The 12,382-nt window shown below is 68.0% G+C and carries 12 protein-coding genes, 2 tRNA genes and 1 pseudogene; 6 read left to right on the top strand and 9 right to left on the bottom strand.

What is annotated here, in order from left to right:
* Positions 1-16 precede the first annotated feature (16 nt).
* Together ACQ86G_RS18600 and ACQ86G_RS18595 are read left to right on the top strand one after the other, a co-directional pair.
* Positions 17-1,234 (top strand): extracellular catalytic domain type 1 short-chain-length polyhydroxyalkanoate depolymerase, encoded by a 1,218-nt coding sequence (locus ACQ86G_RS18600; RefSeq protein WP_431256700.1) that lies wholly within the window; start codon positions 17-19, stop codon positions 1,232-1,234.
* Between the two features lie 53 nt (positions 1,235-1,287).
* Positions 1,288-1,791 carry a ferritin-like domain-containing protein gene (locus ACQ86G_RS18595; RefSeq protein ID WP_431256699.1) on the top strand — a complete coding sequence of 168 codons (504 nt, stop codon included), beginning with the start codon at positions 1,288-1,290 and terminating at the stop codon, positions 1,789-1,791.
* Between the two features lie 20 nt (positions 1,792-1,811).
* On the opposite strand, the gene ACQ86G_RS18590 is transcribed toward ACQ86G_RS18595, so the two are convergent.
* Positions 1,812-1,940, bottom strand: coding sequence for a hypothetical protein (locus ACQ86G_RS18590; protein ID WP_431256698.1), 129 nt, complete (start codon positions 1,938-1,940; stop codon positions 1,812-1,814).
* Positions 1,941-2,108: 168 nt separating this feature from the next.
* Between ACQ86G_RS18590 and ACQ86G_RS18585 the strand changes: the two genes are divergently transcribed.
* Both ACQ86G_RS18585 and ACQ86G_RS18580 read left to right on the top strand, forming a co-directional pair.
* Positions 2,109-2,834, top strand: a complete 726-nt coding sequence (locus tag ACQ86G_RS18585; RefSeq protein ID WP_431256697.1) for a Crp/Fnr family transcriptional regulator — start codon at positions 2,109-2,111, stop codon at positions 2,832-2,834.
* 88 nt (positions 2,835-2,922) lie between these two features.
* The gene (locus ACQ86G_RS18580; RefSeq protein ID WP_431256696.1) at positions 2,923-3,735 is read left to right on the top strand and encodes a sensor histidine kinase; all 813 of its coding nucleotides are present in this window, start codon (positions 2,923-2,925) and stop codon (positions 3,733-3,735) included.
* Between the two features lie 92 nt (positions 3,736-3,827).
* On the opposite strand, the gene ACQ86G_RS18575 is transcribed toward ACQ86G_RS18580, so the two are convergent.
* From ACQ86G_RS18575 to uvrC, 7 genes and pseudogenes are all read right to left on the bottom strand, one after another.
* Positions 3,828-3,903, bottom strand: a tRNA-His gene (locus ACQ86G_RS18575).
* Positions 3,904-4,020: 117 nt separating this feature from the next.
* Complete coding sequence (locus tag ACQ86G_RS18570; RefSeq protein WP_431256695.1) at positions 4,021-5,934, bottom strand: peptidylprolyl isomerase; 1,914 nt, start codon at positions 5,932-5,934, stop codon at positions 4,021-4,023.
* 137 nt (positions 5,935-6,071) lie between these two features.
* A tRNA-Val gene (locus ACQ86G_RS18565) sits at positions 6,072-6,147 on the bottom strand.
* A 22-nt stretch (positions 6,148-6,169) separates the two neighbouring features.
* Entirely contained in the window at positions 6,170-6,442 is a 273-nt protein-coding gene (locus ACQ86G_RS18560) for an HU family DNA-binding protein (protein WP_067270581.1), read from the bottom strand.
* 273 nt (positions 6,443-6,715) lie between these two features.
* Complete coding sequence (gene pgsA, locus ACQ86G_RS18555) at positions 6,716-7,282, bottom strand: CDP-diacylglycerol--glycerol-3-phosphate 3-phosphatidyltransferase (protein ID WP_431256694.1); 567 nt, start codon at positions 7,280-7,282, stop codon at positions 6,716-6,718.
* Between the two features lie 48 nt (positions 7,283-7,330).
* Positions 7,331-7,906 (bottom strand): hypothetical protein, encoded by a 576-nt coding sequence (locus ACQ86G_RS18550; RefSeq protein WP_431256693.1) that lies wholly within the window; start codon positions 7,904-7,906, stop codon positions 7,331-7,333.
* A gap of 27 nt (positions 7,907-7,933) precedes the next feature.
* Positions 7,934-9,870 (bottom strand): annotated as a pseudogene (gene uvrC / locus ACQ86G_RS18545) (excinuclease ABC subunit UvrC).
* Positions 9,871-10,061: 191 nt separating this feature from the next.
* On the opposite strand from uvrC, the gene earP reads away from it, so the two are divergent.
* Both earP and efp read left to right on the top strand, forming a co-directional pair.
* Complete coding sequence (earP, locus tag ACQ86G_RS18540; RefSeq protein ID WP_431256692.1) at positions 10,062-11,168, top strand: elongation factor P maturation arginine rhamnosyltransferase EarP; 1,107 nt, start codon at positions 10,062-10,064, stop codon at positions 11,166-11,168.
* A 191-nt stretch (positions 11,169-11,359) separates the two neighbouring features.
* The gene (efp, locus tag ACQ86G_RS18535) at positions 11,360-11,914 is read left to right on the top strand and encodes an elongation factor P (protein ID WP_088383725.1); all 555 of its coding nucleotides are present in this window, start codon (positions 11,360-11,362) and stop codon (positions 11,912-11,914) included.
* A 100-nt stretch (positions 11,915-12,014) separates the two neighbouring features.
* Here the strand turns inward: efp and ACQ86G_RS18530 are convergent, their stop codons facing one another.
* Complete coding sequence (locus ACQ86G_RS18530) at positions 12,015-12,344, bottom strand: hypothetical protein (protein WP_431256691.1); 330 nt, start codon at positions 12,342-12,344, stop codon at positions 12,015-12,017.
* Positions 12,345-12,382: the final 38 nt, after the last annotated feature.

Genomic DNA, 12,382 nt, shown 5'->3' with positions numbered 1-12,382 from the left:
TCAAGAAAGAACCCTGATGAATCCCGACTTCCAACGCATGATGTCGCGCGCCGCCCTGCAGACGCGTGGCGGCGATCTGATGGGGGCCACGCGTTCCATTCAGAACGCCCTGGCCGGCGCGGCAGACACGACAGACGATGCCACGGCCGAGGCTGAGAGCGACGCACGGCATGGTGACGTCATCGACGTCGAGGCGCGCGTGATCGAGGATCGGCACGTCGAGATCGGCGTGACCGAGGGACTGCGGTCTGCGCCGGTCCGACGTGAGGTGCTCGACGCCCGTGACGTTCACGACGTCAATGACCTCCAGCAGGCGCATGCCGATCACCATGTACCACAGGCGCGCGAAGCCCGCGCGCCGGTCATGGACGAGGAGCGGTTCCTCGCCGCCGCCTACACGCATGGCCGCGCATCCATCGACTACAAGCTCTACGTGCCGCCCGGCGATCCGTCGCTGCCGCGTCCGCTGCTGCTGATGCTGCATGGCTGCACGCAGAATCCCGACGACTTCGCCGCCGGGACCCGCATGAACGAGGTCGCGAAACGCCACGGCTGGCTGGTGCTCTATCCGGAGCAGTCGACGAAGGTCAATCCGCAAGGCTGCTGGAACTGGTTCAAGACCAGCCACCAGGAGCGCGGCCGCGGCGAGCCGGCGCTGCTCGCGGCGCTGACGCACCACGTCATGGCCGGGCGTCCTGTCGACGCGCGACGCGTGCACGTGGCGGGCTTGTCCGCCGGTGGCGCGATGGCGGCGGTGCTCGGGCAGACCTACCCGGAGCTGTTCGCGTCGGTCGGCGTCCATTCGGGCCTGCCCTGCGGCGCGGTCGCCAGCGCGCCCGAGGCGCTCGCCATGATGCGGACCGGCCACGAGACGCGCAACACCGCACGCCCTTCGGCGTCGCCGCCACGGGCGATGCCGACGATCGTGTTCCACGGCACCCGCGACATGACGGTCCACCCGCTCAACGGCGAGCATGTCTACGCCGATGCGACGAGCGGCCTCAAGACCACGGAACGCATCGAACACGGCCGCGAAGGCGGTCGGGCCTACACGCGCAAGACCAGCGTCGCCACGGACGGACGCCCGCTCGCCGAGCTCTGGCTCATCGACGGCGCGGGCCATGCCTGGTCCGGCGGCGACCGGCGGGGTTCCCACGCCGATTGGCAAGGCCCGGATGCGGCGAGCCAGATGATCTGCTTCTTCTCCGCGCATCCGCGCACCGCGGACGCGTGACACCCGCGACCGCCCCCTTCCCACCCATTTCCCCCACTTCCCGGAGCGCCACCATGGCCACCATCTCCTCTCTCTCCGACCTCTACATCAGCGAATTGAAGGACCTCTGGTCCGCCAACGACCAGATGGCGCGGGCCCTCAAGAAGATCACGCCTCAGGCGACCAACGCGAAGCTGACGCAACTGCTCGAGGAGGCGCAGACCGGCATCGCGGACCACACCAACCTCCTGAAGGCGCTGATCGCCAACCAGGGCGAGGAGGTCTCGAAGGAGCACTGCAAGGGCATGGAAGGCCTGGTCAGCGAGGCGCTCAAGCATGTGCTCGAGCACCCGCCGCAGAACGGCCCGGTGCTGGACGCGCTCATCATTGCGCAGTACCAGCGCATGACGCACTACGGCATCACCGGCTTCGGCACGGTGGCGGCCTTCGCGAACGCGCTCGAGCTGGAGGACGACAGCCAGCAGCTGAAGGACGCGGTCGACGACCTGTACGACGCCGACGAGTTGATGACGGAACTGGCCGAAGCGGCCGTGAATCGTGAAGCGGCCGAGGAATAGTCTCCAGCGGCCGCCCCAGGCTATCGACGCCCGACGCGCGACGGCGTCAGCGGCGGTGCCGCCGGCCCCGGCATCGCCGGTGATGGCGTGGGCGGCCTGGCCTGCTTGGGTTTCTTCGCTTCCTTGTTGCCGTGCTGACGTTTGGACATGCGTACTCCTGAGCCGATGAGGGGATTGAGCGCGCAGCCTGCGCCCATCCGTCGGCGGGGTCGGTGCGCCACCGTACCCAGCCGCCATGGCCCGGGGCTTCACCGGATGCCACCGTCGTCCGTCGTTCCTATACTCGATCGACGGTCCAACGCCGCAAGGGAGCGCCCATGGTGACCATGGAGTTGGCGCGCGCGAACCGGCTCCTCGCCGCGCTGTCCGATGACGAGCTGTCCCGATGGTTGCCCGATCTGGAAGTGGTGGATGCACCGCTCGGTGAGGTGCTCTACGAGTCGGGCGGGCAACTGACCCACGTCTACTTCCCGACGACCGGCATCGTCTCCCTGCTCTACGTGCTCGAGGACGGCGGTTCCGCCGAGATCTCCGTCGTCGGCTACGAGGGCGTGCTCGGGGTGTCGCTCTTCATGGGCGGCCAGACGACACCGAGCCGCGGCGTCGTGCAGAGCGCCGGTCAGCTGCTGCGGCTGCGATCCGACCTGATGCTCACGGAGTTCAACCGCGCCGGCAAGGTGATGCAGCTGCTGCTGCGCTACACACAGGCCCTGCTGACGCAGATGTCGCAGACGGCGGTGTGCAATCGCCACCATTCGCTGGATCAGCAGCTCTGCCGCTGGCTGCTGCTGAGCCTGGACCGGCTGCATGGCGACGACCTCGTCATGACGCAGGAGCTGATCGCCAACATGCTGGGCGTGCGCCGCGAAGGCGTCACCGAGGCGGCGGGCAACCTGCAGGACGCGGGCCTCATCCGCTACCGGCGCGGACACATCACCGTGCTGGACCGCCCGGGGCTGGAGCACCGCACCTGCGAGTGCTATGCCGTCGTCAAGAACGAATACAACCGGCTGCTGACGGCATCGCCTGTCCCCGGAATCTGAACAGCAAGGGCCGTCGGTTCGCCGGCGCACAGACGCGTCCGCGTGGGAGGAACAGCGTGAGGTCCCCTCCTCGCCTTCAGGATCGACGATGCCGCTGCCCCCTGAATTCACGAGGTCCGACGTGCAGGGTGCGGGCGTCGGAAAGATGCCTGGTGCGTCCCTCGATCAAAGCCTGAGAGTCGGCGCCCTGGCGCTGCAGGCTTCCGAGCAGCGGCGCAGCGACGTCCTGGCCCTCGTCGCGCACGAGCTGCGGGATCCGCTGGCGGCGATCGGCTCCGCGCTGCGGGTACTCAACGTGAGGGCGAGTCCGAGCGACACGGCGGAGCGCGCCGTCATCGAACGCCAGCTCGACACCTGTCAGCGCCTGGTGGAGGACCTCCTGGATCACGCTTTGGTCTCACGCCACACCTTGACGGTCCAGCGGGTACCGGTCCCCGCGCGGGAGTTCCTGTCGAACGCCTTGGACGCCACGCGACCCGGACGCGATCTGAAGCGGCATCGGATGATGGCCCTTCTGCCGGGGACGGCGATCCAGGTCCGCGGCGACGGCACGAGGCTGTCTCAAGTGGTCGGCAATCTGCTCGCGAACGCCACCCGGTACACCCCCGCGGAGGGCTGCATCGAACTGTGGGCCGTCACCTCCGCCACGCATTGCGTGGTGCATGTGAAGGACAACGGCCAGGGGATCAGCGTGGAACAGATGGGGCGCATCTTCGAGCCGTACGTGCAGGGCCGACGGCCGCTCGACACGGGGTACCACGGGCTCGGACTGGGGCTCTCGCTGGCCCGGGCCATCGCGGAACTGCATGACGGCTCGATCACGGCCCACAGCGAAGGCCTGGGTCGGGGGAGCGAGTTCTGCCTCACGCTGCCCGTCTGGCAAGCGCCGCAAGCGATCTGAGGACGACCCGACAGGATCAGCGCGAACGGCAATTCAAAACCCCAAAGCAAAACGCCCGCAGGACTTGCGTCTTGCGGGCGTTTCTTATTTGGTGGGGTGGCTAATGGGACTCGAACCCACGACAACCAGAATCACAATCTGGGACTCTACCAACTGAGCTATAGCCACCACTGGAGAAGCCTTAGATTATGGCCACTTTTCTCCTCTGTGGGAAGCACTTTCTGCGATTCTTCTTCAAATACTTTCGAATCGCGCGAGTGCCGCCCTTTCCCTGTCAGCGCCCGATCAGTTCGCCGGCGCCGAGGCCGCCGTCGCCTTCAGCACCGCCGGCTTGATCGCCGCCTTGTACTCGGCCTTGAGCACGTTGTAGTAGCCGGCCATCTCGGCCGTGCTCCAGGCACGCGCGTATTGCTCCGCCGCACGCTTCGGATCGATCAGCGCCGGATCGCGCGGCAGGATCTTGTCGATCTTGACGACCAAGTAGTCGCCGTTGCCTGCATCCACGCCGACATAGGCCGGCAGCTTCGAGGCATCCGCGCGCAGGACCTGGTCCAGCGCCTTCTGCGGCAGCGTGCCCGGCTTGGCGCGCGACACGGTCAGTGCCTCGCCCAGACCCTTGGCGTCGCCGCCCTTCTGCAGCTCGGCCAGACGGGCCTCGCCCGCCTTCTTCGCGGCCTGCGCCGCGTGGTCCTGCACCCAGGCCATCGTCAGCAGCGGCTTGACCTCGGCCAGCGGCGGCACGCGCGCCGGCTTGTAGGCGATGACGCGCGCCGACACCAGCTGGTTGCCGCCCGCCTCGACCGCGGCCGTGTTGTGCTTGTCCTTCAGCGAGTCCGCCGCGAACACCGCTTCCAGCAGCTTCGGCGAGGCCAGCACGCCGGTCGCATCGGCCGCGGCCTTGCGCTGCACGGTCGCCTTCTGGATCGTCAGCTTGAACTTGTCCGCCGCGGGCTTCAGCGAATCCGCATCGCTGTAGACCGTGTCGCTGAAGCTGTCCGCCTGTTCGGCGTAGCGCTTCTGCGCCAGCTGGCGGCGCAGGTCGGCTTCGATGCCGGCCTTGACCGTCTCGAACGGACGCGTCTGGCCGCCGCGCACGTCGGTCAGCATGATGATGTGATAACCGAAGTCGGACTGGACGACGTTGCTGATCTCGCCCTTCTTCAGCGCGTAGACCGCGTCCTCGAACGGCTTGACCATCGCGCCCTTGCCGAAGAAGTCCAGGTCGCCGCCGTTCGTGGCCGAACCCGGGTCCTCGGAGTTCTTCTTCGCCAGCTCGGCGAAACCGGCCGGGTTCTTGCGCGCCTCGGCCAGCAGTTCGTCGGCCTTGGCCTTCGCCTTGGCCTTGTCCGCCGCCGCCATGTCGGCACCGGCCTTGATCAGGATGTGGCTCGCGCGGCGTTCCTCATCGGAGGTGAAGCGCGCCTTGTTCTCGTCGTAGTACTTCTGCACGTCGTCGGCGTTGACGGTCACGCCCGCCTGCAGCGAGGCCGCGTCCAGCACGACGTACTCGATGTCCGCGCTCTCGGGCAGCTGGAACTTCGCGGCGACCTTCGGGTCCTTGTAGTAGGCCTCGAGGTCGGCCTCCTTCGGCGTCAGCGTCGCGGCGAAGTCCTTCGCGGCGAAGGACTGGAACTGCAGCTCGCGCTGCTGCAGCAGCGCATCGAAGGCCAGGCCGGCGCTCGACTGCGTGGGCAGCGCGCTCTGCGCGATCGGGCCCAGCACGCCGTTGATCTGCAGGCTCTGGCGGATGCTCTGCAGCAGGCCGTCCACCGTCAGGCCCTGCTGCGCGGCGATGCGCTTGGCCGTCTCCACGTCGCGCAGCGCCGCGAGCTGCGGATCCGTCTTGATCAGCTCGAGCAGCTGGTCGTTGCTGATGGTGCGATGCTCGTCGGCCACCACGGCGGCGAGCACGCGCTCGCGCAGCAGGTTCTCGAGCACGTCCTTGCGCACTTCCGGCGAGTCGAAGACCTTGGGGTCCATCGTCGGCGCCTCGGCGCGCATGCGCTCGACCTGCTTCTTCTGCGCATCGTCCCATTCGGCCTGCGTGATCTTGTGGCCGTCGACGGACGCCACCGCCGTGTTGCCGCCTTCCATGAAGCGGCTGTAGCCCTCCACGCCGACCAGCACGAAGGACGGCACGATCAGGATCAGCAGCAGGAACTGGAACAGCCGCGTGTGCTTGCGTACGAAATCGAACATCAACAACCTCAGGTCTCTTAAGACACGTTTCTAAGACACGTTTCAGTGGCACGTCACATACGACAAAGGCGAACCGGGGTTCGCCTTTGGGCCGCGGCATTCTAGTCCACGGATGACGTGGACCTGCCTCGGTTTTCTGGTGGGCGCTGACGGGCTCGAACCGCCGACAATCTCCGTGTAAGGGAGGTGCTCTACCAACTGAGCTAAGCGCCCGGAATCTTTCAGGTCCCGGCCTTCAGTTCACCGCGTCCTTGAGGGCCTTGCCCGGACGGAACTTCGGCACCTTCGCCGACTTGATCTTGATCGCCTCGTTCGTGCGCGGATTGCGGCCGGTGCGCGCCGCTCTCTTCGTGACGCTGAAGGTGCCGAAGCCCACCAGCGACACGGTGCCGTTCTTCTTGAGCGTGGTCTTCACACCGCCGATCACGGCTTCCAATGCGCGCCCCGCGGCCGCCTTGGAAATGTCCGCCTGCTTGGCGATGTGCTCGATCAATTCGGACTTGTTCACGAAGGTACCCCCTCATTGGTTTGCCAGGCCGCCCGAACGGCGCGGGAAGCGGATTCTAGACGCATTGCCCGGCGGCTCAGACAAGGGGAAGTCCTGATACCAGGGGGTGCCCGACCGTCGCCCAGGGGACAGCGCCCCGCTTGAAACCCGCATCCGCACGCACTCTTCACACGCTGTTTCAACGTGGCGGGGGAAGCGCCCGGCCGAAGGGGCCGTTGAAGGGCCCGTTGAAGGACTCGTCGAAGGGGCCGTTGAAGCCCGGCCGCGGCCGGTTCAGCGCGCCTTGGCCCGGATCTCGGGCAGCGCCTTCTGCAGGTAATAGACCATCGACCAGATGGTGAGCACGGCGGCCAGGTAGATCAGCCAGGTGCCCCAGATCCGCGTGTTGATGAGGTCGAACACCTTGCCGTCGAACAGCAGGAAGGGGATCGCCACCATCTGGACCGTCGTCTTGAGCTTGCCCAGCACGTGCACCGCCACCGAGCGCGAGGCGCCGATCTGCGCCATCCACTCGCGCAGCGCGGAGATCGCGATCTCGCGCCCGACGATGACCAGCGCGACCAGCGCGTCCACGCGCTGCTGCTCCAGCAGCACCAGCAACGCCGCACAGACCAGGAACTTGTCGGCCACCGGATCCAGGAAGGCACCGAAGGACGAGGTCTGGTTGAGCTTGCGCGCCAGGTAGCCGTCCGCCCAGTCGGTCAACGCGACCGTGATGAACAGGACGGTGGCCAGCAGGTTTTGATGGGCGGGCGACATCTGCAGGTGGAACACCCCGACGATCAGCGGGATGGCCACGATGCGGGCCCAGGTCAGCAGGGTTGGCAGCGTCCAGAACATGGGCGGCATTGTGCCCACGTTTCCAGGCGCGGAACCGTCGGCTTTCGCTTAATCGTCCAGGGTGCGCGGCTTGAAGCGCCGGTCGTCGTCGAACAGGAAGACCTCGACGAACTTCCAGGGCTTGGGCAGGCGGCTCACATCGCCGAACGGCGCGGCGCGGCGCACCGCCGCGATGGCGACCTCGATCGTGTCCTCGGCCTGGGTCGGCTTGCGCAGCACCCGGATGTGCCTGATCGACCCGTCCTGGTTGAGTTCGACCTCCAGCACGGGGATGGCCAGCAGTTCGGGCGGCACCTCGCCCATGTAGGTGCCGTCCGGGTTCGCGGCGACCATGCGCTGCGCGGCCTGGCGGCGCAGATCCTCATGCGAGCTGACCGCGTGCGGCGCCGGCAGCGGCAGGCCGCGACGCACCGCCGGGGAGGTCGGCACCGGACCGGCCGGGGCGACGGGGGTGGCGACGGGCGCGCTGGGCATGCGAGGGGCGTCCTGCACCGGAGGACGCTCCGGCTGGCGCTGCGTCGGCGAGCCGCAGGCCGCCAGCGACAGCGCGAGCGCGAGCTTGCCGCTCCAGCGCAACGCCAGGCCCCAGGAACGGCGCCTGGAAGTTCGTTCGATCGATGTCATGTCTGTTCCCAACAAGCCGCGCGCCGTTCAATGCAGCGCACGATAGATTTCTTCGGCGAGTTCCCGCGAGATGCCCTTGACGCTGCAGAGCTCCTCGACACTCGCGCCGGCCACGCCGCGCACGCCGCCGAAACGCTGCAGCAGCTGCGCGCGCTTCTTCGGGCCGACGCCGGGCACGTCCTCCAGGCGCGAGCCGCCGGTGCGGATCGACGCGCGCTTGGCCCGCATGCCGGTGATGGCGAAGCGGTGGGCCTCGTCCCGGATCTGCGCGACCAGCATCAGCGCCGCCGAATCGCGGCCGAGGTAGACCTTCTCGCGCCCATCGGCGAAGACGAGTTCCTCGAGGCCGACCTTGCGCCCTTCGCCCTTCTCGACCCCGACGATCAGGCCCAGGTCCACGCCGAGTTCCTCGAAGACCTCGCGCGCCATCGACACCTGCCCCTTGCCGCCGTCCACCAGCACCAGGTCCGGCATCCGTCCGGTGCCATTCTGGGCGGCCTCGGCCATCTTGCTGTAACGGCGTGTCAGGACCTGGCGCATCGCGGCGTAGTCGTCGCCGCCGGTGATGCCCTCGATGTTGAAGCGTCGGTACTGGGCGCTCTGCATCTGATGCCCTCGAAGACGACGCACGAGGCCTGCGTCGCCTCGCCGGCCGTGTGGCTGATGTCGAAGCACTCGATGCGGAACTTGTCGAGGTCGGTGACGCTGAGGTCCAGCGCGTCGATCAGCGCGCGGGTGCGCGCCTGCTGCGAGCCTTCTTCCGACAGCAGCCGCGCCAGCGCGATCTCCGCGCCCTTGACGCACATCTCCTGCCAGATGCGGCGCTGGCCGCGCGGCTGCGCCTGCGTCGTCACGCGGTAGCCGGCCTGCACGCCCAGTGCCTCGGCCAACGCCGGATCGACCGCGTCCGACAGCACCAGCAGCGACGGCACCGCCATGTCCAGGTAATGCTGGGCAATGAAGGCTTCCAGCACCAGACGCTCGGGGCTGGGCGGCTCGACGCGGACGGCGCCGCCCTCGCCTTCGACCGGCGTCAGTTCGTCGTCGTCCAGCAGTTGGACTGCGGTCGCGTCGTCGACGTGCTTGGGGAAATACGCGCGATCGCCCAGATGCCGTCCGCCGCGCACCATCGCCAGGTTCACGCAGGCGCGCCCGCCCTGCAGCTTCACCGCTAGGATGTCGACGTCGCGGTCGCGGCCGGTCGCGCTGTTCTCGTCGACGGCCTGCTGCTGCAGCACCTTCGACAGCGCGGTGATCTGGTTGCGGATGCCGGCCGCCTGCTCGTATTCGAAGCGCTCGGCGTGCGTCATCATCTGCGCCTGCAGCGCGTCCATCACCTCCTGCGTCTCGCCGAGCAGGAAGCGCTCCGCGTTGCTGACGTTGCGGCGGTAGTCGTCGTTCTGCCCCTCGGGCACGCAGGGCGCGGTGCAGCGGTGGATCTGGTGCAGCAGGCAGGGCCGGCTGCGGTTGTTGAAGACGGTGTCCTCGCAGGTCCGCAGCTGGAAGACCTTCTGGATCAGCTGGATCGATTCCTTCACCGCCCAGGCGCTCGGGAACGGGCCGAAGTAGCGATGACGCCGGTCGACCGCGCCGCGGTAGTAGCTGATGCGCGGCCAGGCATGGCCCGACAGCCGCATGTAGGGGTAGCTCTTGTCGTCGCGGAACAGGATGTTGAACCGCGGGTTGAGCGCCTTGATCAGGTTGTTCTCGAGCAGCAGCGCCTCGGCCTCGGTGCGCACCACCGTGGTCTCCAGCCGCGCGATGCGCGCGATCATCATGCCGATGCGCGTGCCGCCGTGGTCCTTCTGGAAGTAGCTCGAGACGCGCCGCTTCAGGTTCTTCGCCTTGCCGACGTAGAGGACATGGTCCTGCGCGTCGAAGTAGCGGTACACGCCGGGCAGCGCCGGCAGCGCCAGCACCTCGGCCAGCAGACGGTCGCGGCCCTCGCGCGCGGCGCGCTCCATGTCGGCGACGCGGCGCGACTCGGCGGCCTCGATGGCGGCGGACTGGGTGTTCCACTGCTCGGCGGCGGAGGCGGCCGGCGCCTCGGACGCGGCGGGGGCGAGGGACGGATCGGGGATCGGTTCCGGCACTTCGCTGGCGCCGGCGGGGGTCGTGCTCATGGGGCGCGATTGTGCCGCCGGATAATCCGGCGATGCCCGACACCCCCGCCGAATCCCCGGCCGACATGCAGACTCCTGACAGGCCGACGTGGGACATCTTCTGCCGCGTCATCGACAACTACGGGGACCTCGGCGTGTGTCTGCGTCTGGCGCGCGACCTCGCGCGACGCGGCGTCCAGGCCCGGCTGTGGAGCGACGACCTGTCGCCGCTGGCCTGGATGCAGCCCGAGCCCGTCGACGGCCTCGCCTGCCGCCCCTGGGCCGACAGCGTGCGGGCCGAACCGGGCGATGTCGTCGTCGAGACCTTCGGCTGCGAACTGCCGGACAGCTTCGTCGCGGCGATGGCCGCAAGGTCATCGACGCCGGCCTGGATCAACCTCGAATACCTCAGCGCGGAAAGCTACGTCGAGCGCAGTCATGGCTTGACGTCGCCGCAGTTCTCCGGACCCGGCGCGGGCCTGGAGAAGCGCTTCTTCTACCCCGGCTTCAACGACCGCACCGGCGGGCTGCTGCGCGAACCCGGCCTGATCGACGCCGCCGACGCCCACGATGGCGGCGCATGGCTGGCCGTGCGCGGCTGGGCGCCGGCACCCGGCGAACGCGTGCTCAGCCTGTTCGCCTACCCGCACGCGCCGCTGGCCGCGTTCCTCGACGCGCTGGGGCCGGGGTGGCTCCTGCTGCTGTGCCCCGGGGCGCCGCAGCAGGCGCTTCCGCCGTTGCTGCGCCCCGGGCAACGCGCGATCGCCCTGCCCCGCCTCAGCCAGGCCGACTACGACCGCCTGCTGTGGTCCTGCGACCTGAACCTCGTGCGCGGCGAGGATTCGTTCGTCCGCGCGCAGTGGGCTGGCCGGCCCATGCTCTGGCAGATCTATTTCCAGGACGACGGCGCGCATGGGCCGAAGCTGGAGGCCTTCCTCGCCCAATCGATGGCCGGTGCGCCAGCGCCGCTGAGGGCCCGCTGGGGCGCCCTCTCCCGCGCCTGGAACGGCCTGGCGCCGTGGACGCCGGAGGCGGCCGAAGCGCTGCGCGAACTGCCCGTCGCCGCCGCGCACGCCCGTGCCTGGCGTGCCGGATTGGCCGCCCAGGCGGATCTCACCGCCCGTCTCCAGGCCTTTGCCGGGCTGCCGGGTGGCGCGTGAGGGGCCTTTCGAGCTAGAATGCGCGGCTTTTCCGCGTTCTGACTGCGCGGCTCCCCAGTACGTCTTCCGGCACGCCCACGGGCAGGCCTTCAGGCGGCGGGATGCCGATACAGGACGCTCACACCGCCGGAACAGTTCGGATCTCCAAGCATCCAGATGACTGTGCCCGGACCCAATCTCCCGGAATCATCATGAAGATCGCTCAAGAAATTCGCGCCGGCAACGTGATCATGCACGGCAAGGACCCCATGGTCGTGCTGAAGACCGAATACAGCCGCGGTGGCCGCAATGCCGCCACCGTGCGCATGAAGCTGAAGAGCCTGCTGAACAACTCGGGCACCGAAGTCGTCTTCAAGGCCGACGACAAGATGGACCAGATCATCCTGGAGAAGAAGGAGTGCACCTACACGTACTTCGCCGATCCGATGTATGTGTTCATGGACACCGAGTACAACCAGTTCGAGGTGGAAGCCGAGAACATGGGCGACGCCATCAACTACCTGCAGGACAGCATGGAAGTGGAAGTGGTGTTCTATGACGGCAAGGCCATCTCGGTGGAACTGCCGACCAGCGTCGTGCGTGAAGTGACCTGGACCGAGCCGGCCGTCAAGGGCGACACCTCGGGCAAGGTCCTGAAGCCCGCCAAGATCGCCACCGGTTTCGAGATCCCCGTGCCCATCTTCGTGGCGCAAGGCGACAACATCGAAATCGACACGCGTACCCACGAGTACCGCAAGCGCGTCTAAGGCGATCCAAGACGCCTGCGAATGGCACGGGCCTTCGGGCGCCGTGCACCAACGAAAAAGCAGCCCGCAGGCTGCTTTTTTGCTTTCAGGGCTTCCGGTCTCAAGCCGCGGTGTGGCGCTGCTTGCTCTTCTTCGGCTTGGCGTTGGCCACCTTCTTCGATCCGGACTTGCCCGAGGCGGCGTGCTGCGCGGGCTTCTTCTTCGCGCCGGACTTCTTGGCCGCGGCATGCTTGCCGCCCTGCTTCGCCGTCTTGCCGGCGGCCTTCTGCTTGCCACCGGACTTGGCGGGCTTCGCGACCGGGTTGGCCGGCGCCGCCATGTCGGCGTGCGCGGCCGGGATCGGCGCCGTGGCGGGCGGCTGCGGCTGGGTCTGCGCCTGTGCGAGCGTGGTCAGCAGTGCGGTACCCAGGGCGGCGATCAACGACTTCATGTGGTTTTCCTTCTTCGGGACGCGCCGACCCGGGCCGG

The sequence above is a fragment of the Roseateles chitinivorans genome (assembly GCF_050632145.1).
Lineage (GTDB): Bacteria > Pseudomonadota > Gammaproteobacteria > Burkholderiales > Burkholderiaceae_C > Roseateles > Roseateles chitinivorans_B.
This window is presented reverse-complemented; position numbering and strand designations above follow the sequence as displayed.

Coding starts and splice junctions, on each gene's coding strand:
- ACQ86G_RS18595 (WP_431256699.1), top strand. CDS start 1,288: ATGGCCACCATCTCCTCTCTCTCCGACCTCTACATCAGCGAATTGAAG.
- pgsA (WP_431256694.1), bottom strand. CDS start 7,282: ATGTTCTGGACGCTGCCAACCCTGCTGACCTGGGCCCGCATCGTGGCC.
- ACQ86G_RS18590 (WP_431256698.1), bottom strand. CDS start 1,940: ATGTCCAAACGTCAGCACGGCAACAAGGAAGCGAAGAAACCCAAGCAG.
- efp (WP_088383725.1), top strand. CDS start 11,360: ATGAAGATCGCTCAAGAAATTCGCGCCGGCAACGTGATCATGCACGGC.
- ACQ86G_RS18550 (WP_431256693.1), bottom strand. CDS start 7,906: ATGACATCGATCGAACGAACTTCCAGGCGCCGTTCCTGGGGCCTGGCG.
- ACQ86G_RS18600 (WP_431256700.1), top strand. CDS start 17: ATGAATCCCGACTTCCAACGCATGATGTCGCGCGCCGCCCTGCAGACG.
- ACQ86G_RS18530 (WP_431256691.1), bottom strand. CDS start 12,344: ATGAAGTCGTTGATCGCCGCCCTGGGTACCGCACTGCTGACCACGCTC.
- earP (WP_431256692.1), top strand. CDS start 10,062: ATGCCCGACACCCCCGCCGAATCCCCGGCCGACATGCAGACTCCTGAC.
- ACQ86G_RS18570 (WP_431256695.1), bottom strand. CDS start 5,934: ATGTTCGATTTCGTACGCAAGCACACGCGGCTGTTCCAGTTCCTGCTG.
- ACQ86G_RS18580 (WP_431256696.1), top strand. CDS start 2,923: ATGCCGCTGCCCCCTGAATTCACGAGGTCCGACGTGCAGGGTGCGGGC.
- ACQ86G_RS18585 (WP_431256697.1), top strand. CDS start 2,109: ATGGTGACCATGGAGTTGGCGCGCGCGAACCGGCTCCTCGCCGCGCTG.